At 69.4% G+C, this 22530-nt stretch carries 12 protein-coding genes; 5 read left to right on the forward strand and 7 right to left on the reverse strand.

Annotated features, from left to right (window positions below):
* Window positions 1–159: 159 nt before the first annotated feature.
* The gene (locus NR810_RS32645) at window positions 160–432 is read left to right on the forward strand and encodes a hypothetical protein (protein WP_257458348.1); all 273 of its coding nucleotides are present in this window, start codon (window positions 160–162) and stop codon (window positions 430–432) included.
* A gap of 10 nt (window positions 433–442) precedes the next feature.
* Here the strand turns inward: NR810_RS32645 and NR810_RS32650 are convergent, their stop codons facing one another.
* The 6 genes from NR810_RS32650 to NR810_RS32675 all read right to left on the reverse strand — a co-directional run bounded on the left by NR810_RS32650 (window position 443) and on the right by NR810_RS32675 (window position 13738).
* A complete protein-coding gene (locus NR810_RS32650) occupies window positions 443–1423 on the reverse strand; it encodes an alpha/beta fold hydrolase (protein WP_257458349.1) in 981 nt (326 codons plus the stop codon).
* A 90-nt stretch (window positions 1424–1513) separates the two neighbouring features.
* Entirely contained in the window at window positions 1514–3202 is a 1689-nt protein-coding gene (locus tag NR810_RS32655) for a bifunctional metallophosphatase/5'-nucleotidase (RefSeq protein ID WP_257458350.1), read from the reverse strand.
* 57 nt (window positions 3203–3259) lie between these two features.
* Entirely contained in the window at window positions 3260–3814 is a 555-nt protein-coding gene (locus tag NR810_RS32660) for a Uma2 family endonuclease (RefSeq protein WP_257458351.1), read from the reverse strand.
* A 101-nt stretch (window positions 3815–3915) separates the two neighbouring features.
* Window positions 3916–5850 carry a metallophosphoesterase gene (locus tag NR810_RS32665; protein ID WP_257458352.1) on the reverse strand — a complete coding sequence of 645 codons (1935 nt, stop codon included), beginning with the start codon at window positions 5848–5850 and terminating at the stop codon, window positions 3916–3918.
* Window positions 5847–12443 carry a WD40 domain-containing protein gene (locus tag NR810_RS32670; protein WP_257458353.1) on the reverse strand — a complete coding sequence of 2199 codons (6597 nt, stop codon included), beginning with the start codon at window positions 12441–12443 and terminating at the stop codon, window positions 5847–5849. The genes NR810_RS32665 and NR810_RS32670 overlap by 4 nt, the downstream gene beginning before the upstream one ends.
* Before the next feature lie 101 nt (window positions 12444–12544).
* Window positions 12545–13738: an SRPBCC family protein gene (locus NR810_RS32675; RefSeq protein WP_257458354.1), complete on the reverse strand. Its 1194-nt coding sequence runs from the start codon at window positions 13736–13738 to the stop codon at window positions 12545–12547.
* A 146-nt stretch (window positions 13739–13884) separates the two neighbouring features.
* On the opposite strand from NR810_RS32675, the gene NR810_RS32680 reads away from it, so the two are divergent.
* A complete protein-coding gene (locus tag NR810_RS32680) occupies window positions 13885–14178 on the forward strand; it encodes a hypothetical protein (protein WP_257458355.1) in 294 nt (97 codons plus the stop codon).
* Between the two features lie 8 nt (window positions 14179–14186).
* Here NR810_RS32680 and NR810_RS32685 read toward each other — a convergent pair whose 3' ends face one another.
* The gene (locus NR810_RS32685; RefSeq protein ID WP_257458356.1) at window positions 14187–15989 is read right to left on the reverse strand and encodes an AMP-dependent synthetase/ligase; all 1803 of its coding nucleotides are present in this window, start codon (window positions 15987–15989) and stop codon (window positions 14187–14189) included.
* Window positions 15990–16140: 151 nt separating this feature from the next.
* Between NR810_RS32685 and NR810_RS32690 the strand changes: the two genes are divergently transcribed.
* The 3 genes from NR810_RS32690 to NR810_RS32700 are packed head-to-tail and all read left to right on the forward strand — an operon-like array spanning window position 16141 to window position 22274.
* Window positions 16141–17565 (forward strand): WGR domain-containing protein, encoded by a 1425-nt coding sequence (locus NR810_RS32690; protein WP_257458357.1) that lies wholly within the window; start codon window positions 16141–16143, stop codon window positions 17563–17565.
* Between the two features lies 1 nt (window position 17566).
* Window positions 17567–20638, forward strand: a complete 3072-nt coding sequence (locus tag NR810_RS32695) for a hypothetical protein (protein ID WP_257458358.1) — start codon at window positions 17567–17569, stop codon at window positions 20636–20638.
* Complete coding sequence (locus NR810_RS32700) at window positions 20628–22274, forward strand: SWIM zinc finger family protein (protein ID WP_257458359.1); 1647 nt, start codon at window positions 20628–20630, stop codon at window positions 22272–22274. The genes NR810_RS32695 and NR810_RS32700 overlap by 11 nt, the downstream gene beginning before the upstream one ends.
* The last annotated feature ends 256 nt before the right edge of the window (window positions 22275–22530 follow it).

The following is a 22530-nucleotide window of genomic DNA, read 5'->3' on the forward strand; positions in this document are numbered from 1 at the left end:
GGTCTCCCGGGCTCCCATCGAGTCTCCGAGGGAGCCCCGTGTGGCACGGACCATGCTCACCTTTGAACGGTCATGGTCCGCTCACGCCCCGTACTCGCTCTCTTCTTGTCGTCCACCCTCCTGGGCGTCGGCTGTGCCGGCCCGACCCAGGAGCGGCGCATGTACCCGGAGCCGCCCAACACCGTGCAGCAGGAGCTGGGCTACCGGGATGTCATCCGCATCGGCCAGGAATACGCCACCTCCTCGGGCTACGAGGTCGCCGACGTCGCCGAGGCCGTGAGGGTGCGCCCCAATTACTGGCGGGTGCGCTTCGGCCTGGCGCCTCGGGGCTCGGGGCGGCTGCTGGAGCTCGAGTTCGACGAGGCCCAGCGCCGCGTCGTGGGCTCCACCGAGGTGGGTGGCGCGGCGGGTCGTACCACGCCGGGGCCGTGAGCGGGCCGCCTCACGGCAGGGTGGACAGGAACTGGCTCACGTCCCGCTCGAAGCGGTCTGCTTCCTCCAGGTAGGGGAAGTGCCCGCTCTGCTCGTACTCGAGGAAGGTGGCGCGGGGCAGGGCCTTCGCCAGGGCCTGGATGCTCTCCAGGCCGATGGAGTTGTCATACCGGCCACCGACGACGAGCACCGGCGCGGTGATGCGATCGAAGGCCGTGAAGCGGTAGCCGAGCAGCTCCTGGGAGAAGAGGGCCCGTGACAGCTCGCCCGTGTTGCGCAGGCCGCTCTCCGTGTCCACGGCCTCCTGCATCTGGAGGTACATGGCGTCGCGGAACTGCAGCTGGTGGAAGAAGGACTGGGCGTCCAGGCCGCGCAGCGCGCGCATCACCCGCGTGTAGTCCGACGTGTCCCCGGTAGAGGCCGCGGCTTCCACCCGCCCGGGGTGCAGGCGCTCGAGCTCGCGCTTCCAGGTGGCGAACGAGCTGGACGCGTCCGAGAAGCCACTCACGTACACCATGCCCGCCACGTGCTGGGGATGGCGCGCCGCGTACTCCAGCGCGAGCGTCGCGCCGAAGGAGTGGCCCATCAGCACCCAGCGCTCCACGCCCAGCTCCTGGCGCAGCGCCTCCACGTCTTCCACCAGCACCTCCAGCGAGTAGCGGCCGTCCCAGGGGCGCTCGGAGCGGCCACAGCCGCGCTGGTCCAGGTACACCATGCGCCGGCCCTTCTCGAGCCGGGTGCCCATGAGCCGGGCGAAGCTGTAGCTGTTGTAGCCGGGGCCTCCATGGAGGAAGAGCACGGGCGCGCGCTCGTCGGAGTCCTTTCCGGCGATGCGGTAGTAGAGCCTCACCCCGTTGAGGACGCGCTGGTGCTCGCCGGGAGCCAGCGGCGGCTCGGAGTTGGAGCGGGAGAGGGGCGCGTGGTGCGTACAGGCGGCCACCAGCGCGCACAGGACGACACAACCCAGGAATCCAAGACGCGAGGAATGCATGGCCCGTATGTGTGGCAACGGTGCCCCCGGGATGCCCGTACGGCGGGTGACAAGTGTCGCCCGCTCTCCGGCGGGAGTGTTTGCTGGTGGCTACTCCACGCGGGTGATGCGGTTCGTCTCCGGTGGCGAGCGCGGGGAGGCCTTCAGCCAGGCCTCCAGTGCGTCCACGTCCAGCATGCCGCCCTGACGGTTGGTGCCCTCGGCGAGCTCGCGGAAGCCATCTCCGCCGCCCGCGAGGAAGCTGCTCACCGTCACGCGGTAGCGGCCCGCCGGCTCGATGGGCATGCCATTGAGTCGGATGCTGGCCGGGTCCACCTTCTGGCCCACGGGGGCCGAGGCCTTCCACGTATAGGAGAAGCCCTGCGAGGGTTGGAGGATGCGCGGGTGGCTTCCCTCCCACTGGGCCTCCAACAGGGAGTGGAGCTGGGCGCCGGTGAGCGTCAGCGTCACGAGGGAGTTGCCGAAGGGCTGGAGGGTGAAGGCCTCGCCATAGGTGACGTCACCCGCGTCGAGGTCCCCCCGGATGCCGCCCGGGTTCATGAAGGCCACCTGGGCGCCCAGGCTCTTCGTCGCCGCGAGCTGCGCATCGGCGAGGGCGTTGCCCAGGGTGGATTCGCCCGAGGGCCACTTCCTGGCGTTGGGCTGCTGGAGCGGCGCGGTCACCCGGCCGAGGACGCGGTCTCGCAGGGGGGCGGCCAGCCGGTCATAGCGGTCGACGAGCGCCTGCACGTCGGGGACGCCTTCCACGTCCTGGGTGACGATGACGTTGCGCGCGGTGGTCTCCACGACGTCTCCGGTGGACGTGTCCAGCACCAGGTCGAGGTCCGTGATGATCCGCCCGTAGGGGGCCGCGCTGGTGACGCGCCTGCCTTCGATGACGCAATTGTAGGACTGGTGGGTGTGGGCGCTGAGGATGGCGTCCACCTCCTTGTCCATGCGGTGGACGATGTCCACGATGGGGCCGGAGATGCCCTCGCAGCCGTCGTACGAGCCGCCCGGTTGCTGGACACCCCCCTCATGGAGGAGCACCACGATGGCCCGGATGCCCTGCTTCCTCAGCTCGGGCACCAGCGCGTTGACCGTGTCGGCCTCGTCCCGGAACTGGAAGCCCCGGATGCCGGCGGCGTCGACGATCTCCGGCGTGCCCTCGAGCGTCATGCCGATGAAGGCCACCTTCACGCCCGCGAGCTCGCGCACGGCGTAGGGGGGGAAGAGGGTGGCGCCCTTCTCGTCGACCACGTTGGCGGCGAGGAACTGGAAGCGCGCGCCCTCGAAGGGCGTGCCGTCCTGGCAGCCGTCCACCGGGTGGCAGCCACCCATCTGCATGCGCTTGAGCTCGGTGGTGCCCTCGTCGAACTCATGGTTGCCCACGGCGTTGAGCTGCAGCCCGGCGAGGTTCATCGCCTCGATGGTGGGCTCGTCGTGGAAGAGGGCGGAGACGAGCGGACTGGCGCCGATGAGATCTCCCGAGGAGACCACGAGGGTGTTCCGTGGATCTCGGGCGCGCAGATCCGCCAGATGACGGGCGAGGAAGCCGATGCCTCCCGCCTTCGTCTTGGTGGACCCCGTACGGATCTCCCCCGAGGAGCCCTGGGGAGGCGCGAGGTTCCCGTGGAAGTCATTGATGGCCAGCACCCGCGCGTGCACCTGGCGGGCGTTCGCGGGAGGGGTGGCGCCGGTGGCTGTCGTCTGTCCGCCGCCGACATGGGCACAGGCGAGCAGGAGCGAGGAGGACAGCAGGAGCGCGCGGAGTGAGGAGCGGGAAGAGGGCGTGGGCATGGGCTGCCCCCTATCTCGCACAACCCGAGCGCGGCCGCATGTCCCGGGTATTACGCGCTACGCCTCATCCCAGAGCGCGGCGAGCTCCAGCTCCAGCGCTTCGAACGGCTCGGCACGCACCCGTGCCGTGCTGGTGTGCGTGCCCAGCAGGGAGTAGCGCGCCCCTTCCAGCCGGAACACTTCCAGCATGCGCACCTCCGGGTCCAGGAACCACACGTGCCGGACGCCCTCGCGCGTGTACACGGGGAGCTTGAGCGCCCGATCCAACCTGGCCGTGGAAGGAGAGAGCACCTCACAGACCCAGTCTGGCGCGAGTGTGAAGGCCGCGGTGCGTGGCGGCCGGGGCATCCTCTCCCGGCGCCAGCCGGCCAGGTCCGGTACCAGCACGTCCTGCCCCAGGTGCAACTCGGGCTCGTCCAGGAGCACCCAGCCTCCTGGGCCTCCGCGCCCCCGGTGGAACGGTCCTCCCAGCTCCATGCCCAGCACGGAAGCCGCCACCGTGTGAGGCGATGCTGGCCGGGGGCTCACATGGAGCTCTCCGGCGATGATCTCCCCCACGACATGCTCGGGGAGTGCCTCCAGATCGGCATGGGTGGCCGGTTTGTGTTCCATGACTCCCCGATATTCTCCAACGCCCGTCTCCGTTTCCATGGAGCCGGTCTAGCACCTGGGTCTGACGTGTCGGGTCAGGTTCTCCCACCTGCCCTCAGGGTTCACCCTACCTCTTTCTTGGCCCGGCTCGAGCCCGGCTCTCCCCACTTCAGCTCCAGAGGCGTCCAGGCGAAGCCCTCGTCGTCCAGATTGTAACGGTTGAGATCCGGCCGCATGCCCCATCCACGCACGAAGACGCGCGGCGCCCAGCCCAGCTCCCAGCGCCCCTGGTTCCAGCGCAGGGCTCCCCATGCATAGCCATGCTGTTCGGAGGACTCACCGTGGCCCGCTCCCGCGACGAGGCGGACCGACTCGCGGGAGATGCCGAGGCTTCGCAGCGCACGGGCCCGGGCGACGTGGACGTGCCCGCAGAGATGCAGATGAGGACCTCGCTCCATCATCCGCTCCAGGAGCAGATCCTCGGCATCCGGGTGCAGCCAGCCCGGTGGATGGTGGGTGAGCAGGAGCAGCAGATCCTCCTCCTTCACCTCCTGGAGCGCGCGGAGCTGCCGCTCGCCGATGATGAGCTTCCTCTCGGCGTCGTCCTTGTCGCTCACCCAGACCGAGCACAGGCCGACGAACCACACCCGCCCGGGCAGCTCCGTGGTGGGGTCATGTTGCTCGCTCCAGTCGAGCAGCAGGTCGTCCGCGCCTCGCGGGTGGTTGGGAACGAGCTCCTCCAGGAAGCGGACATAGGCCCCGAGCTTGTCGCCCAGCAGCTTGCGGCTGCGCTCCCTGTGGAGGTGATCGTCGATGGCTCCAGGCTTCCTGCGGATGGCCTCGTGAGCGCCTTGGACGTCGGGCTCCCCGGCCAGGGAGCGATCGACGTCGTGGTTGCCGGGCACCACGCGGAGCGCTGCGGTCGAGGTGCCGGCAGCCTCGACGAGCTTCTTCAGCCATTGAGCCGCCTGCTGGTACTGCTCGGGCTTCGCGCTGAAGGCGATGTCCCCCGTGACGAAGAGGGTGTCCGGTATCCAAGGGAGATTCTTCTCCACGTCCTGGCGGATGGCCCCGATGACGACTTCCTGGTTGAAGCGGTGCTTCTGTTGTCTCTGCTGCTCCCCGGCACCGAAGTGGAGATCGGACAGATGCAGCCACGTGAGGGCGGGCTTCGGCCCGGAAGGTGCGCGGCGCACCACCGCCGGAGCAGCCCGCGAGACCCTCGGCTCCCAGGTGCTCCCGGGTCCCCAGACGCGGCCGAAGAGCGAGCCGTTGAACGAGGCCGGACTTCCAGCGACGAGACCGTACTGCCGGAGGGCCTCAAGGCTCGACCCCGTGCTGATCCGGGCGCCGTCCAGCAATTGCTGCATTCGTGGAGGGAGTGAGGCGTAGATGGCCTGGAAGGGGTCATCGAAATCCTCGACGGAGTCGATGAAGCCCGCCAACTCCCCATCGGTGGGGGCGGATGGTGCCTCGGTGCCGGTGCTCGTGAGGAAGCGGCAGAGCCGCGCGACCAGATTGGGGAAACCGGCGGTCGCGCGGTGGAGGGCTTCCACCACGTCGTCCTCACAGGCAAGGGGCGCATGACTCCAGGCCCGCCGCACCATCCGCGCCGTTTCCTCGCGCCTCAGCGGATGGAGTGTCTCGATGCTCACATCTTCGAGAAGCCGCTGCAGCTCGACCGGCGCGTCTGGCCTCATCAAGATGGGCCAGGCGGCCATGACGAACGGACGATCCTTCAGCCGTTGGTGCAGCTCGCCGAGCGCCCTCGGGCTCCAATCCAGCAGGTGCTGCGCCTCGTCGAACACGAGCCAGCCCGTGGCCTTCTCCATCCGGGCGAAGGTGTCTTTGGATTCGCTGGACAGGTGGATGGGGCGAGGGCTGTCGAACCGGGGCCCCAGGCTTTCGATGACACGGTGAAGCAGGCTCGTCTTGCCGATACGGCTGGGACCCACCACCACCACGCCGCGCTCCGACAGGCGGAGGATTCGCTGGGTGACGGCTGTATCCCGGCAGTCCTCGTCCTTGTCCACGGGACCATGGATGCACCAGCTCATGACAGAAACTCCTGGATCCACAGAAAGAAGGTGGGCTCCACGTCGAGGCGCTTCTTCGCCTTGTCCGCGAGCCCATGGGCTTCGAGCAGGCGGAGCGTTGGGGCGTCGAGCGCCTCGCGCTCCGTGGCGGGCAGTCCGGCCAGACGGCGCAGCACCTCACGGACCTGCTCGGGCAGGCCCTCCCAGCGCCCGGGATAGCCATAGATGTCGATGACGTCATCGAACGCCTTCTCGCCGAAGGCCTGCTCGATGTCCGCTCCGTCGATGCGGAAGCGCCGCGACGCATGGCAGGCCTCGAGCGCATGACGGCAGAGGAGCTGCGCGATGAGAGGCCGTCCGCCCGACAACGCCGCGATCCGATCCACCGCCTCGTCCGTCACCGTGTACTCATCGCCCAGCGGCGTGCGCACCAGACGGACGAGCTCGGCACGGGTCATGGGACCGAGGCGGTACGGCAGGAAGATGTTCAGGAAGGGCGAGCCGGTGGGATCATGGGCCAGCTCGCGCATGGCGTGCGGTGGGCCGGCCACCAGGACGCGCAGCCCATCGCGCCGACGCGACTGGAAGAGGTTGCGCAGCTCGTGCCGCACGGAGTCGGAGCGGGTGAGGAGCTGGGCCTCGTCGATGAGCAGGGTGAAGCGCGCTCCGGGGCCTCGGGCCCGGGTCAGCTCCGTCAGGCGGGAGGTGATGGCCCGGTCGAGCACGTCATAGGGCTCGCCCTCCAGACGCTCGCCGGGAGCGATGAGCCCGGCCAGCCGGGTGGGCAGCGCCTCCAAGTTGGACATATGGCGCTGCAGGGAGACGACCTGGCAGCTCCCACTCAGGCGGTGCTCGAGCTGATTCAAGAGCGAGCTCTTGCCGATCCGCATGTCGCCGATGAGCGCGACGTACCCCTGCTCGAGATCGCGGAGGATGCGGGAGAGGTCCTCCTCGCGTCCGTAGAAGTCCCTCGGGTGATCGATGGGAGGACCCACGATGTAGGGGTTCTCGGGAACGAAGGAGACCGTGAGCGTCTCGGTGTACTCGTGGCCGCTCTGGAGATGGGAGGTGAGGGCAAGCAGCCCCTCCCCGGGACCGGGGACCTCGAATTGGAGCTGGACGGTGGCGGTATGGGCTGCGTCCCCCTTCCGCTCGAGAGCCACGCGTGTGGCCGGGAGACGCTGGGAACCCAGGTGGAGGACGGCGGAGAGCTCCACTCCCTGGGAAAGCCCGGTCCCTTCCAGGAAAAGGGAGAGGGGTGGCCGCTGTCCTCCCCTGAGCAGCCCGAGGGTCAGGGAGGAGAGAGGCAGGGAGAAGGAGGGCGCGGGCTGGGGAGGAGACGTAGCGGGCTGGAATCCACCCCGCAGACTCCGGCGGCGGACGAGGCCCTGGCGCTTGCGCTCGGTGAGGAGGGCGGAGTCACAGGCCTCGTAGCTGTCGAGCCCCAGTGCCTTCATGTCGACAGGCTTGCCCGCGAGTGCCTCGCGTACGAGCTCCGGGCGCTGGAAGAGGGGCCGCCAGAGCGCGGCGGACATGGCTCGAGGGCCCGAGACATAGTGGAGCAGGCGGGAGAGGTTGCCTTCGCCCACGAAGAAGGGCGTGCCGTCGACGAGCGCGACCCAGTCCTCCCGAGTGCTCGCCAGGACGGTGTTCTGGATTTCCGGGTGGGTGGACCACACTCGCACCGTTCCATCGTCCGCGCCCGAGGCCAGCCGCGAGCCATCCGGCGCATGGGCCAACGTCCACACATGACCCACGTGTCCCTCCAGCCGGCGGAGCAGCTCCCCCGTGTGCGCATCCCATACCCGCACCGTTCCATCGTCCGCGCCCGAGACCAGCCGCGAACCATCCGGCGCATACGCCACCGTCAGGACACGGCCCTTGTGCCCCTCCAGCTGATGGAGCAGCTCCCCCGTGCGCGCGTCCCACACCCGCACCGTTCCACCCTCCGCGCCCGAAGCCATCCGCGAGCCGTCCGGCGCATACACCACCATCCACACACCGCCCTGGTGCCCGAGCTGGTGGCGCAGTTTCCCCGTGCGCGCGTCCCATACGCGTATCGTTCCATCGGCGGCGCCCGAGGCCAGCCGAGAGCCGTCTGGCGCATATGCCACCGTCCACACACCGTCCCTGTGTCCCTCCAGGCGGTGGAGCAGCTCCCCGCTGCGCGCGTCCCACACCCACACCGCTCCATCGTTCGAGCCCGAGGCCAGCCGAGAGCCGTCCGGCGCATACGCCACCGTCCACACACTGCCCTCGGGTCCCTCCAGGCGGTGGAGCAGCTTCCCGTTGCGCGCGTCCCATACCCACACGGTTCCATCGTCCGCGCCCGAGGCCAGCCGAGAGCCGTCCGGCGCATACGTCACCATCAAGACACGGCCCTTTTGTCCCTCCAGGCGGTGGAGCAGCTTCCCGTTGCGCGCGTCCCACACCCGCACCGTTCCGTCATCCGCACCCGAGACCAGCCGAGAGCCGTCCGGCGCATACTCCACTGTCTCCACGGCGCCCTCGTGCCCCTCCAGCCGGTGGAGCAACTCCCCGCTGCGCGCATCCCATACCCGCACCGATCCATCGTCCACGCCCGAGGCCAGCCGGGAGCCGTCCGGCGCATACGCCACCGTCCACACGTGGCCCTCGTGTCCCTCCAGGCGGTGAAGAAGCTCCCCGCTGTGCGCGTCCCACACCCGCACCCTTCCATCGTCCGCGCCCGAAGCCAGCCGCGAGCTGTCCGGCGCATACGCCACCGTGATGACCCAGTTCGAGTGTCCCTCCAGGCGGTGGAGCAGTTCCCCATTACGTGCGTCCCACACCCGCACCGTTCCATCCTCAGCGCCCGAAGCCAGTCGCGAGCCATCCGGCGCATAGGCCACCTTCCATACACCGACTTCGGGCCCCTCCAGCCAGTGGAGCAGTTCCCCACTGTGTGTGTCCCACACCCGTATCGTTCCATCGTTCGAGCCCGAGGCCAGCCGCGAGCTGTCCGGCGCATACGCCACCGTCCATACAGCTCCCGCGCGTTCGCCCAGTTGGTGGAGCAGCGTCCCCGTGCGCGCGTCCCACACCCGCACCGTTCCGTCGTCCGCGCCCGAGGCCAGCCGAGAGCCGTCTGGCGCATACGCCATCGCCCACACACAGCCCTCGTGTCCTTCCAGCTGGTGGAGCAACTCACCGCTGCGCGCATCCCATACCCGAATCGTTCCATCGTTCGAGCCTGACGCCAGACGCGAGCTGTCCGGCGCATACGCCACGGTCCACACACGGCCTTCATGTCCTTCCAGCTGGTGGAGCAACTCACCGCTGCGCGCGTCCCACACCCGCACCGTTTCATCGTTCGAACCCGAGGCCAGACTCGTGCCGTCCGGTGCATACGCCACGGTCCTCACCAGGTCCGAGTGCCCTTCCAGCCGATGGAGCAGCTCACCGCTGCGCGCGTCCCACACCCGCACCGTTCCATCGTTCGAGCCCGAGGCCAGCCGAGAGCCATCTGGCGCATACGCCACCGTCCTGACCCGATCCGAGTGTCCCTCCAATCGGTGGAGCAGCTCACCGCTGCGCGCATCCCACACCCGCACCGTTCCATCAGAAGCACCAGAGGCCAGACGCCTGCGATCCGGGGACCAGGCCAGATGGGCAACGGCACCGCCCCTGGTGTGAAGGACGGCACGGGGTGGCGATACATCTCCTCCTCTCGCCCCGCTCCGTGCGGGCTCTACGTGGAGGTCGATCAATCCCTCGCGGTTCGCGGCACCCCACTTCACGTGCTCGATGGACGCATCCACCATCGAGGCCCGGAAGAGGTCCGCCTCCACGAGGCTCGCATCATCCAGCACGGCTCCATCGAGAATGACGTGGTCGGCCCTGGCGCGGTCGAGCCGGGCTCCGCGGAGATCAGCCCAGGCCAGCCTGGCTCCCGAGAGCACCGCTCCCGAGAGCACCGCTCCCGGCAGGGAAATCCAGGGCAGATCGACATCCGCGAGCCGCGCTCCCTCCAGACGGATGCCAGCTGGAAGCTCGCTCTCGAGTGCCCGTTCCAGGGACTCCCCCTCGCCTTCGCGCTCCCGGGCAGCGAGGTAGAGCGCCAGCAGCGCGTTCTCGCTGACGCGTGGCTGATACCTCGTGGTGAGCAACAGGCGCAGCAGTGCCTTTCTCCGCTCCCATCCCTCCATTCCCGCCAGGAACGCCACGACTTCCGGCGTCAGCCGTGGCAGCGCGAGGGCGTCCTCCCGCCCCTCATCGAGCCGCGCGGAGATGTCGGCCGCCAGGAAGTACTCGAGGAAGGATCTGTGCGCGAATCGGAAACGTCCCTCCTGCTCGTCATGGGCGAGGAACACGGCCGTGCGGACCTCGAGCTCGGCCTCGTCGATGGACGCAAACCGCTCGCCACGCATCTCCTCGAGCACGATTCGCGCCACCTCGTTGCGCGTGGTGCTCGCCGCCCCGGAGTCGAAGAGCTTTCGTGCCAAGCTGCGCGCGAAGGCCAGCCGGTACTCGTGGATGACGAGACGTTCTTCCCGGCTCCCCAGCCAGTCCTCCGCGGCCAGCTCGTAGAGCTTCGCCGCGCTCATCTCCCGGCTCGACAGCCGCTCCTGGCTCTTCACGATGAGGTCGAGCAGCACCGGGCGCTTGGAGAGGCTCGTCAGGTCGTGGGTGCTCCGGATGCTCTCCATCACGCGAGCCCTCTCCTCGACCGAGGGGGTCCGCCGTCCCACGAACTCGATGACCTCGGAGCGGTCCAGGTCCTCCAACTCGACGACCGCCCAGGAAGACGGGCCGCCTGGCTTCTCCGCCATGACTCGGGCGGGGTCGGGGAAGAGAGTCTTGCGGGAGGTGAGCACCGCGCGCGCGTACCCTCCGGAGAACGCTCCCAGCAAGGTCCCGATGGCCCCCTCGAGCTGATGGGGGGCGAGTTGCATCTCATCCAGCCCGTCGAAAAGGGGGACTATCAAGTTCAGGTCGGCGGCCAGCCGGAATGCTTCCCCCGACAGTCCCGGGACGTGCTTCGTCACGAGGGCGTCCAGCCCCAGGGGCATCCCCACCAACGGCAGGAGCAGGGGCGCCGGAGCCTGCAGGGGCTCCTCCAAGAACGCCTTGGCCATCAGGGCGGCCTGGCGTTTGAGATGCGTGGACTTGCCTGTTCCGAAGTCCCCCAGGATGAGGACACGCCCGTGTTTGTCCAGTGCTTGAGTGATGGCTTCTGGCACCGGGAGCACTTTGCCCGTCTCCCGGAGCCGGGCACGAGTCGCCACGAAGCGGTGCTCGTCTACCTCGCTCCACGCGGTGAGGCACTGTTGCGCGTGTGCGCGGAGTGGGTCACGCACCAGCGGCACCAGCGTCTCACGTAGTCCCAGGATCTCCACGCCATGGATGAGCGGAGAATCCGGAGTCTTCTGGCCATACACACGAACGGAGCCGCCGTAGGCGCTGAGCTTGCTGGCCAATCCGATGAGCAGAGCGCGAGAGGAGGAGAGCAGCACATCCTCGTGGAAGCTGAGAGCGAAGCCTCCTTCGCTGGGTAGCGAAAGAACGGTGCCGAGGACAACGCGAAGTTCCTCTCCCTTTTCGGCTCGTTGCCCCAACCAGACGGTGGTGCCGGGAACGTCCATGCAACGCAGGAGCCGGAGTATAAGCAGCGGCCCCCCAGTCAAACGGGCGTGAATGGACTCGCGAGGAAGCTCGGTCGATGCAGTGAAACCCTCCGCCTCGATGATACCGAGTGCCTCGGTGAGCGTGAGGGGCCGGGTGGAACCGGAAACGCCTGGTCCACGTGCCGCAGGTGGGAGGGCCAGTTGCCGCAGCATGTCCACCACGGCGGTGTGCCGCCCGTCGGGGTTGTCGTAGGGGAGGAGGCGCACGCCGGAGGACTCCAGCCGCTTGCGCCGGTGAGGCGTCACGGAGTCGGCGGGGACGAGCGCGAAGTGGCGGGGAGGCTGCGCTCCGGCGAAGGCGCGGATCCGGCCCAGGTGCAGGTCGAAGTCGTCATCGGTCAGGCCGTAGCCCACGAAGAGGAGGGGCACGGCGTGGAAGAGGGCGGTGAAGGCGCCGTGCAGGTTCGGGTCGGCGAAGATGGCGCGGTCGTAGTCCTCGCGGGTGAAGACCCAGCTGGAGCGGTCGAGCAGGGTACCGTGCAGCTTGAGGATGAATTCCCTGCGCTGGGCGATGTCGCCCGTGGCGCGAGGCAGCGTGGGCCAGCGGCCGGCGAAGGCGCGCTCGAGCAGGTGGTCGATGTTGGTGGTGAGGACGGCGCGCAGGCGGGGCGCGAGCGCCGCGATGGCCCGGGTCACCTCCGGCTCTTCGGTGAGCTTGTCGTCGAGGTGCCGCTCGATGACGGTGCCGAACTCGGAGGCGCCGAGGCAGTCCTTGAGCGCCGAGAGCGCGTCGATGTACTGGCGCGCGGCGGTTAGCTCGGCGATCTCCTGGAGCGCCGCCGTATCGGCCTTGCGAGCCCGGGCACGCTCCGAGAGCAGCTCCACCAGCCGCTTCCAACCGGGCAGGCCGGCGGCGGCGGAGATCCCCGCGCCCGCGAAGATGATCAGATTGCCGGACTCGTAGGCTTCCCGGAGCTCGGTGAAGGCAGGATCCAGGGACGCGGGGGGGCTGGGGGGTGATTCCTTCACGGGCCTGCCAGCATAGGTCAGCGCCCGTGAACGAGGCGAGTACCCCGCCCCTATGTCGGATCAACTCACGCTGTCGTCTCCCTACACCGGATGTCGCAGCGTCAGTGCACCGGCCGGGGCCCGGTCCGCTCCGGTGTCGGGATGGACAGCTGGTCGCGTGAGACGGTCTCCCGCCCCGTGGCCTTGCCCGTCTCGATGAGCGACTTGAAGCGCATCAGGTCGTCATCCATCTGCCGCTTGGGATTGGCGCCGAGCAGCAGGGCGAAGGCGTGGCCCAGCGCGCCCGCGGGTGGGTTGTAGGACATGCGGATGTCCAGCCGCGTGGCACGGCCATCCTGGACCGGCTCGAAGTGGATGATGCCAGCGTGCTCCACCGAGGAGCCCTCCACGCTCTTCCAGGCGAGCACCTGGTTGGGAATGAGCCGGGTGATGAGGGCGTCCCACTCGAACACGACCCCGGCCGGGCCCCGCACCCGCCAGTGCGAGCGGTCTTCACCGCTGGTGCGCAGCTCCTCCACGTGGGTCATGAAGCGCGGGAAGTTCTCCATCGCCCGCCAGAAGGCGAACACCTCCTCCACCGGTGCGTGGACGGTGATGTCCTTGTGCAGCTCGATGGCCAGACGTCCGCCGCCGATGCCGATGATGCGCTTGAGCTCGATGTTGGTGATGCCGCGCAGGGTGATCAGCCCTCCGAGGATGGCCGAGCCCATGCCCGGGATGCCACGTCGCGAGAGCCCCCAGGTGATCAGTCCGGCACCCCCGAGCCCCGCCACGAAGCGCGCCGCGGGCGACCAGTTGTGTTGGAGGAACTCGGGACGCTCTCCCGGCCTCTGGGAACCGCTTTGCAAGGCTGGGTGGCCGCCGGGCTGCTTGTGCACCTCCAGGTTGTCCACCAGACCCTGGAGACCGCGGACCCGCGCGATGCGGGAGATGACCCGCGGGTGCTCGTTCTTGAGGATGACGCCGTCGAGCCGCACCCGGCCCTGCGTGACGCCCACCTGGATGGCATGCGGGTGTGAGCACACGCGGCCGAGCGCCGAGCGGATACGGGCCTCGAGTGTCCTGTCATCCACCTCCTCGGAGCGCACCCGGCTCAGGAACTCGAAGAAGTAGCCGCGCGAGCGGTGGGCCATGTCGCGGACCACCACGCCCGCCGCGTCCCCGGCCTCGTGCACGGCATGAAGGGTCTTGTCGTGAGCCACGGCTCGGCGGCGCCGGCCGCTGCGAGGGTCCGCCCAGTACATCAGTCCCGCGCCCAACCCCATTCCCCCCACCATCCACCAGGTAGCGCTCATTTCCCTGCCCTCCATGGAAGTCCAGTGACTCCCAACCTGGGGGCGGGCGGCACGCCCGACAGCAGGCGGACGAGGGCTTCCTTCCCTGGCTGCCTCGTACCCGAACCCACCTGAATGAGCAGCTTGAGAACGAAGGAGGGGGACTCATGCCCGTTCAGCCGCCCACGAGACCTGGAGCACCGATGAAGGAGCCGGAGCCGCGCGAGTCGCCGCAGCGCGAGCCGGAGCCCCAACGTCCGCCGGAGGTGGATCCGCCCCGGAGGCACGCGCCAGAGATCGAACCGCCGACGCGCCAGCCGCCGGAGATAGAGCCGCCCCGGCACGACCCACCGCTACAGGAGCCGGGCCGCGAGACCGAGCCGGAGATCCGCCCGCCCGGCATCCACGAGGCGCCCGACCCGTACAAACAGCCGCCGGGCATCCCGGGCATCATCGCCTGAGCGCGACCTCAGTCACCGCCCCCACGCGCGTACAGGTGCTCGATGAGCTGCGCGTAGTGGTTGCTGACGATGTGGCGCTTCACCTTGAGCGAGGGCGTCAGCTCGTTGCGCTCGATGGTGAAGTCGTGGGGGAGGATGACGAACTTGCGGATGGACTCCGCGCGCGACACCGTGCGGTTGGCGGCCTCGACCGCCTGGTTCACCTCCGCGCGCAGCGCGGCGTCCTCCACCAGTGACTCCAGCGGCTGCCCGGCCTTGCCATTCTTCCGGGCCCAGTTGTTGAAGGCGCCGGTGTCGATGGTGATGAGCGCCGCGACGAAGGGCTTGCCCTCGCCCACCACCATGGCCTGACTGACCAGCGGGTGCTCGCGGAGGCGGTCCTCCAGCGGCCCCGGCGCCACGTTCTTGCCGGCGGCGGTGACGAGGATCTCCTTCTTGCGGCCGGTGATGCGCAGGTAGCCCTGCTCGTCCAGGCTCCCGAGGTCTCCCGTCTGCAACCAGCCGTCCGGGGTGAGCGCGCGCTGCGTGGCCTCGGCGTTGTTCCAGTAGCCCTTGAAGACCTGCGGCCCCTTCACGAGGATCTCCCCGTCATCCGCGATGCGCACCGTGGTGCCGGGCAGCGGCTGGCCCACCGTTCCGATGCGGTTGGCGTCGGCGGCGTTGATGGTCAGCACCGGGCTCGTCTCGGTCATGCCGTAGCCCTCGAACGCCTTCACGCCCAGGCCGTTGTAGAAGTGGTTCAACCACTCCGGCAGCGGCCCTCCACCCGACACGATGAAGCGCACCTGTCCGCCGAGCACCTCGCGGAGCTTGCGGTACACGAGCCGATCGAACAGCGCGTGTTGCAGCCGGGTCGTCAGGGCGGCCCTGCCCGCGGACCGCTCGCGCGAGTATTGGATGGCCACCTTCTGGGCCATGTCGAACACCCGGCCGCGCCCCGCCTGCTCGGCCTTCTGCTGCGCCGTCTGGAACACCTTCTCCAGCACGCGCGGCACCGTGCCGAACCAGGTGGGCCGCACCATCGCCAGCTCCTCGGTCAGCTTGCCGGGGCTGGTGGCGAACGCCACGAGGTTGCCCTTCTCCACCGCCGCGAGGAAGAGGATCTTCGCCAGCGCGTGGGCGAGCGGCAGGAACAGGAACGCCCGGTCCTCGGCGGTGAGGACGCTGCCCGTGTGGGCCATCACCTGCAGGGCATTCACCCGGATGTTGCCGTGAGAGAGCTCGCAGCCCCGGGGCCGCCCCGTGGTGCCCGAGGTGTAGATGAGGGTGGCCAGATGGTCGGTCCGCAACTGCGACAGCCGCTCGTCCAGGCGGGCCTCGTCGACCGTGTCCCCGCGCTGCTGGAGGTGCTCCAACGCCGCCTGGTCGATGACGAAGGTGTGGCGGCAGGCCGGGAGCCGGTCCGCGGACTGGCGGTAGAGCGCGTGCAGGTGGTCGGTCTCGAAGAAGGCTGCCACCGCCTCGCTGTCCTTGAGGATCCACTCCACCTGGTCGGCGGAGGAGGTCTCGTAGATGGGCACCGTGGTGGCCCCGGCGGCCAGGATGGCGTAGTCGAGCAGCACCCACTCGACGCGCGTCTTGGACATCAGGGCGATGCGCTGGCCCGGTTCGACCCCGAGGGAGATCAACCCCCGGGCGAGCCGGCGCACGGTGCGGACGATGTCCGCGGCGGTGAGGGACTCGAACCTGTCGCCGGCACGGTGCGAGAACAGCGGCTTCGTCGGGTTGGTGCGTGCGTGCTCCAGGAGGGGCTGGAGGAGGTGCGCGTCTGGCGCGAGCGTGACCTGCTGCTGCCCCTGGAACTCCTTCATCTGCGTGTTCCCACTCATATAGGCGGCGCAAGGTAGGCGATTCCGAGGGGCGCGACCACGGTTCGCTGCTCCCGGTGTCGGGTCCACCCCTTTCGTGTTGTCAGTCCCCCGGACTACTCTGTGCGTACTGCGCCGGTGGGGAGACCTGAGAATGGCCGAGGAACGGACGTACCTGGAGCTGTCGGAGGAGGGGGGCGGCTCGCACAAGTTCTACGAGGTGAAGCTGGAGGGCACCACCCTCACCGTTCGCTACGGCCGCATCGGCGACAAGGGCCAGACGCAGGTTTCCCAATTCCCGACTCCCGAGAAGGCGCTCGCCGAGGCGCGGAAGAAGATTGGCGAGAAGGTCCGCAAGGGCTACGCCCCCGCCGTCATGGGCGCACGTCAGAAGCGCACCGTCACCCGCCGGGAGATGACCAGCGGCCGCTCCACCGCGACGCAGGCCCCACTGCTCTGGAAGTTCAACTCCGGGGACCGCGCCTTCGGCATCTTCGTGGACGATTCGCGCTGCTGGGTGGGCAACGAGAGCGGCTCCATCTACTCGGTGGACCACGACGGTCGCACGCTGTCCCAGTTCCGCCTCGCGGATGGCGTGAAGTGCATCGTCGCCGATGACCGCTGGCTCTACGCCGGGTGCGACGACGGCCGCGTCTATGACCTCGGTGGCAAGGTGCCGCGCGTGGCCTACGCCATCTCGGACGACGTGGACATCTTCTGGCTGGACATCAAGGACGGCGTCCTCGGCGTGTCCGACGCGGGCGGCAAGCTCACCGCCATCAACCACGAGGACGAGTCCCAGTGGGTGAAGCAGAGCGTCGGCACCCATGGGTGGATGGTGCGCTGCGACGAGCTGGGCATGTACCACGGCCATGGGCGCGGCCTGACCATGTACGACTGGGAGGACGGCCGCGAAATCTGGCACCGCCCCACCCAGGGCAACGTCCTGTTCGGCTGGCAGGAGGAGTCCTCGCTCTACGCGTGCACCAACCTGGGCTTCGTGCACCGCTTCACCAAGAAGGGGGACGCGGGGCCCGTCATGCAGTGCGACGCGGCGGTGTTCTCCTGCGCGGCGGTGGATGACGGCCGGTACGTCTTCGCTGGCGACAACATGTCCAGCGTCTACTGCTTCAACGACAAGGGCGAGCGGCTCTGGAAGCTGGCCACGGGGTGCGGCTCGGCCTTCTCCATGCAGTTCTTCGACAATCGGCTCTACCTCGTCACCACCGAGGGCGTGATGGCCTGCATCGACGCGAGCGAGAAGGCCATCCAGGCCGCGCAGTCCGGCGCGCTGCCCAAGGCCCGCGACATCCAGGCGCCCAAGCCCGTGGCCGCCGTCCCCGCCGGCACCGTGGAGACGACGCGCGAGGTGGGCAAGGGTGTCATCGTGGAGTGCTACCAGGACGGCGCGCAGTTGCGCGTGCGCGTGGTGTCCCCCGGGTATCACTCCGACTGGCACGTGCAGTTCCCCAAGGACATCCGCCAGGCGGGCAGCCGCTACGTGGTGGAGGGCGTGCACGAGTCCGCGCGCGGTGGCTTCTACCGCGCCCATGGCGACATCCGCAGGCTGGTGGGCTGACGTGAAACTGCTCGAGCAGGTGGTGCTGGTCTTCCAGGAGGGCAAGAGCGACAAGGTGTACGAGGTGGACCTGCTGGAGGTCTCCCCGGGCCAGTGCGTGGTGAACTTCCGCTACGGGCGGCGGGGCACCTCGCTGAAGGACGGCTCGAAGACGTCCGTGCCCGTGCCCCAGGCCGAGGCGAAGCGCGTCTTCGACAAGCTCGTCCAGTCCAAGCTGGACTCGGGCTACGTGCGCGGCGGCGCGCCCGGTACCCCGGTGTCTCCGCCCGCCCCTCGTGCGCCCGCGCCGCCTCCTCCAAAGGCGGAGGCCCCGGCCGGACTGTCGCCTCGCGAGAACGTCCTCCTGCAACAGCTCCAGCAGGAGGCCAGTGCCCGGCAGTGGTTCCGCCGTGCCGACGTGCGTGCCCAGCCTCGCGACCTGGAGCGCGTCATCTGGCGCGTGGGCGAGCTGCGCCTGCGCGCCGCCGAGCCCCTGCTGTTGCCCTTGTTGGAAAGGGCGAAGCCCTTGCGCGCCTACTGCATCGCCGCCGCCCTGGGGCGGGTAGGCTCGCAGGCCTCGGTGTCCGCGCTCGGGAAGCTCTATGGGGATGCCTCCACGCCGGCCATGGTGCGCCGCATGGCCACCGAGGCGCTGCTTCAGCTCTCCGACGAGGCCACCCGCGCCGACTTCCGCCAGGACGTGCTCGAGAAGCTGCCGCCCGCGTTGAGGGAGCCGGCCCGGGGTGGGGACGCGGAAGCCTTCGGCAAGGCGCTCGACGCGCACCTCGCCTCCGGGCGTGTGGACGCGTGCAATGTCCTCGAGCCCCTCTACCTGGTGGACTCGGAGACGGTGCGGCCCGCGCTCCTGCGCGTGCTGCGCACGCTGCCCTTCTCCTTGGAATCGGTGCGCGTGCTGCGCCACCTCTTCAAGGCGGCCGAGTACCGGTACGACGGCGAGGTGTTCGGCCTCATCGCCTGGCGCTACGAGAAGGAGTTCCCGCTCCGGGGCGTATGGCCGCGAGCCTTCACCCGGGACACGCGCATCTACCTGCGACGCCGCGTGTGGCGCACGCTGCGCCGCCTGGGCGAGCTGGAGAGCCCGGACTTCGTGAAGATGGCGGTGGGCGTGCTGCTCGCCTTCAGCGACGCGGACGCGGTCGTCCCTGGCTCCACGGGCTGGGGCCAGTACCAGCAGCACTGGGATGCCTGGGCGTACTACTGGGCCTTCAATCACCTCCTGTATGGCGAGAGCCCACGCTACGAGCCGGTGAAGAACAAGCTCGCCTTCCACTGCAAGGGAGCGTACCGGCCCGGAGCGGCGGCACCGGATGTTCGCGAGGAGTCCTTCCCCCGGTTGTGGGAGCGCACCCCGGAGGGACTCCTGCACCTGCTGGACGAGAGCCGGTGCGCCCCGGTGCACACGTTCGCCGCCCGCGCGCTGCGCGCCTGCCCGGACTTCCTCGCCCGGCTCGACGTGGACGCGCTGGCCATGCTGCTGGAGCGTCCCTACGAGCCCACCGCGCGGCTCGGCTTCGAGCTGGCCTCGCAGCGGCTGGACGCGAAGCGCGAGCCCCGGGAGCTGCTGCTCGCGGTGGCGCGGGCCTCGTACGTGCCCGCGCGCCAGCAGGCCTTCCGCTGGATGGACGAGGTGCGCCACGCGCTCGCCAGCGACAGCGGCTTCCTCGCGGGGCTGGCCACCGCGCCGCACGCGGACACCCGCGCCTATGCGGCCAACCTCGTGCGTGGCTCGGTGCTCTCCGCGCAGGTGGTGCAGGCGCTCGTGGGCCGGCTGGTGGCGGCGCTGCTGGCCATGAAGAAGGAGGACGGGCCACTGGCCGTGGACGTGGGCCGCGTGGTGCTCGCCGCGCTGGGGCCCGGCTCCCGCGTGGTGGGGCTGGAGGTGGTGCGCGACCTGCTCTCCCACGCGGTGCCCGAGGTGCAGGAGCTTGGTGGCGAGCTGCTGCTGCGCCGCGACCCGCGCACCGAGCCCGTGCCGGACGAGCTGCTCCACCTGCTGCTCCAGGCGGGGCATGCGCCGCTGCGGGCCCTCGGCCTGCGGCTGCTCGCGCTGCTCTCCGAGTCCGAGCCCGCGCTGCTCGCCCAGGAGACGCTCCTCACGCGCCTGGCCACCAGCCACGAGCCGGACGTGCGCGCCGCGGTGCGCCCGCTGCTGGGGCGACTGCTCGCGGCGAGTCCCGCCGCCGGGGCACGGGTGGTGGAGGTGTTGCTAGCCGCGCTGCTGCGCCGCCGTCTGCCCGAGGGCGTGCCGGCCCACGTGGCCGAGGTGCTCTCTGGAGAGCTGGCCCCGGCGCTGGCCCTGTTGCCAGCGGAGACGGTGTGGCGGCTGCTCGAGTCCGAGGACGCCGCGGCGCAGGGGTTGGGTGGAGCGCTGCTCGAGCGCCGGAGCGCGGAGCTGACGGTGGACGTGCCGCGCGCGGTGAAGCTCGCCGGGCATGACGTGCTGGCGGTGCGCGAGTGGGCCTGGTGCTGGCTGGAGGCCCATGTCCCCGAGGTGCGCGCGGAGCTGTCCACGGCGGTGGGCCTGTTGGACTCGCGCTGGGACGACGCGCGGACCTTCGGCTTCCGCTACTTCCGCGAGCGCTTCGCTCCGGAGGACTACTCCCTGGAGGTGCTCGTCTCCATCGCGGACAGCGTGCGCAAGGACGTGCAGGCCTTCGGGCGGGACATGCTCACGCGCTCCTTCCGCGAGGAGGACGGGCCGGTGCTGCTCCTGCGCCTGTCCGAGCACCCCGCGCCCGCGGTGCAGCTCTTCGCCACCAACTACCTGGAGCGCTTCGCCAGCGGCAAGCCGGCCCTGGTGGAGAAGCTGGTGCCGTACTTCATCCGGGTGTTGAGCCAGGTGAACCGGGGCCGTGTGGCGCGCCAGCGGGTGCTGGGCTTCCTCCGGCGCGAGGGCCAGGGCACCGAGGCCGGTGGCCGCATGGCCATGGAGGTGCTGCACCGGATGTCAGCCACCATTGCTATAGAGCATCGCGCCGCGGCGCTGGAGGCGATGCTGTCCATCGCGAAGGCGCAGCCGTCCGTCCCCATGCCCTTCCACATCCGTCCGGTGGAGGTCCGCCGTGCAGTTTGAGTATTCCTACGCGGGCAACACCGCGGTGCAGCACCAGGGGGACCGGACCCAGCTGTCCTTCGCGCCGGACCTCAAGCGCGAGCCCACCTTCTTCACCGGGGAGCTGCGCCAGAACGTGGCCTTCCGCGAGGCCATCTCCGCGCTCCATGACGTGGTGGTGTCGGACCTGCGCTTCAAGCCGAAGGACAAGACGGCCTACAAGGTCTGGGCCGCGCAGCAGGAGGAGGCGGACCTGGCGGCCATCGCCTCGCAGCGGCAGGCCACGGCCAGCCGGCTCAAGGCCCTGCGCGAGGAGCTCACCGAGCTGGAGAAGCGGAGCGCGGCGCGCATGCAGCCCTTCTGGGATGCGCGTGCGCGCTACTTCAGGTTCCTCTACGAGAAGCACCGGGACTTGTGGTTCGTGTACGACCCGGTCATCACCATCCACCCGGACGAGTGCTTCTTCGAGTGCTTCAGCCAGGACGAGTCCACCTACGGCCGGCTGGGCGCCAGCTACGAGGTGTTCCAGAACATCGGTGACTTCTCCTGCGGCACGACGAACATCGACTACTCGGAGCCGCTGTACGACGAGTTCCAGAAGATCCGCTCCTACAAGCAGACGCGCTTCGAGGTGGACCCGAGCGGCTTCACCACGCGCACGGGCACGGACGCGGCGTACAAGGAGGTGAAGATCGACCTCCCGGACTCGTGGGTGCGGGGCTTCCTTCAGGTGAACTCGGCGATGGCCCTGCCGGCGGTGCGCTTCACGCTGCACCCCATGGACGTGCACAACTTCCTCTTCGTGCTCAAGCGGCACAAGGAGAAGAAGGGGCCGCGCTCCATGCGCTACAAGCTGGCGCCGGGGCAGCCGGTGAAGGTGGTGTTCGAGCCGTGGGGCACGGAGGTCATCTGCCGGCGCTCGGTGTACGAGGGCGAGGGCACGCACGACATCCGCGTGTGGGGCCGCCGGCGGCTCGGAGTGCTGGAGCGGCTGCTCCCGGTGGCCCGGCGTTTCACCGTGCACCTGCTGGGCACGGGGCTGCCGTCCTTCTACGTGGCGGACCTGGGGGACCTGTCCTTCACCCTGGGCCTGTCGGGATGGACGGCCAATGACTGGTCCACCGCGGGCAACTTCGACCTGATGGCGCCGCGCGGGCAGGTGGACGAGCTCACCCGCCGCCGCGTCTTCGACGCCCTCAAGGAGACGTGGTCCTCGAAGCCCGAGGCGCTGGCCTCGAAGCTGGGGCTGGAGCGGGGCACGGTGCTCGGCGCGCTGTCGGCCTGGACGCAGGCGGGGCGGGCCATCTGGGACCTGAACAAGGGCGTATACCGGGCGCGTGAGCTGAGCCGCGAGCCGCTGCCCGTGGACAAGCTGCGCTTCGCCAACGAGCGCGAGGAGCGCGCCACGCGCTTCCTGGACGCGAGGGCGGTGCACGTGCGGGCGAATCCCTCCAGCGTGGACGGCTCGCTGGAGCTGAGCGGCACGGTGAAGGAGGGCGAGAAGGTGCTCCGGTCCTCTTTGCGGCTCGATGGGGACCAGCGTATGGTTTCGGGCGAGTGCACGTGCAACTTCTTCCAGCAGAACAAGTTGTTCCGGGGGCCGTGCGAGCACCTGCTCGCGCTGCGGCTCCAGCACTCACGGGTGTCTCGCACATGAGAGAGGAGAGGGTTCGCGCACGCGGCGGTCAGGGGGCAGTACCTTGCAACCCGGACGGTGTTTCGCCGTCCATGCCTCATGGCCTGTCATGCATCACTGGCCCGCTCTTCACTGTGCGCGGCCTCCCTCCCTGTCGCCGCAGCGTTGTCGACCGCGTCGGTCCTGCGAGCGACAGGGAGGGGGCCGCGCTTGAGTTGAGACGGTCCAGTCCCGAGAGCAGTACGAAGGTGCTCTCTGACCGCCGCGTGGACGGACC

This window comes from Archangium lipolyticum (assembly GCF_024623785.1).
In the GTDB taxonomy this organism is placed as follows: Bacteria; Myxococcota; Myxococcia; order Myxococcales; family Myxococcaceae; genus Archangium; species Archangium lipolyticum.

Bases quoted from the DNA above. Each gene is read 5' to 3' on its own strand.
- NR810_RS32645 (WP_257458348.1), top strand. From the start codon at position 160: ATGTACCCGGAGCCGCCCAACACCGTGCAGCAGGAGCTGGGCTACCGG.
- NR810_RS32650 (WP_257458349.1), bottom strand. From the start codon at position 1,423: ATGCATTCCTCGCGTCTTGGATTCCTGGGTTGTGTCGTCCTGTGCGCG.
- NR810_RS32655 (WP_257458350.1), bottom strand. From the start codon at position 3,202: ATGCCCACGCCCTCTTCCCGCTCCTCACTCCGCGCGCTCCTGCTGTCC.
- NR810_RS32660 (WP_257458351.1), bottom strand. From the start codon at position 3,814: ATGGAACACAAACCGGCCACCCATGCCGATCTGGAGGCACTCCCCGAG.
- NR810_RS32665 (WP_257458352.1), bottom strand. From the start codon at position 5,850: ATGAGCTGGTGCATCCATGGTCCCGTGGACAAGGACGAGGACTGCCGG.
- NR810_RS32675 (WP_257458354.1), bottom strand. From the start codon at position 13,738: ATGAGCGCTACCTGGTGGATGGTGGGGGGAATGGGGTTGGGCGCGGGA.
- NR810_RS32680 (WP_257458355.1), top strand. From the start codon at position 13,885: ATGCCCGTTCAGCCGCCCACGAGACCTGGAGCACCGATGAAGGAGCCG.
- NR810_RS32685 (WP_257458356.1), bottom strand. From the start codon at position 15,989: ATGAAGGAGTTCCAGGGGCAGCAGCAGGTCACGCTCGCGCCAGACGCG.
- NR810_RS32690 (WP_257458357.1), top strand. From the start codon at position 16,141: ATGGCCGAGGAACGGACGTACCTGGAGCTGTCGGAGGAGGGGGGCGGC.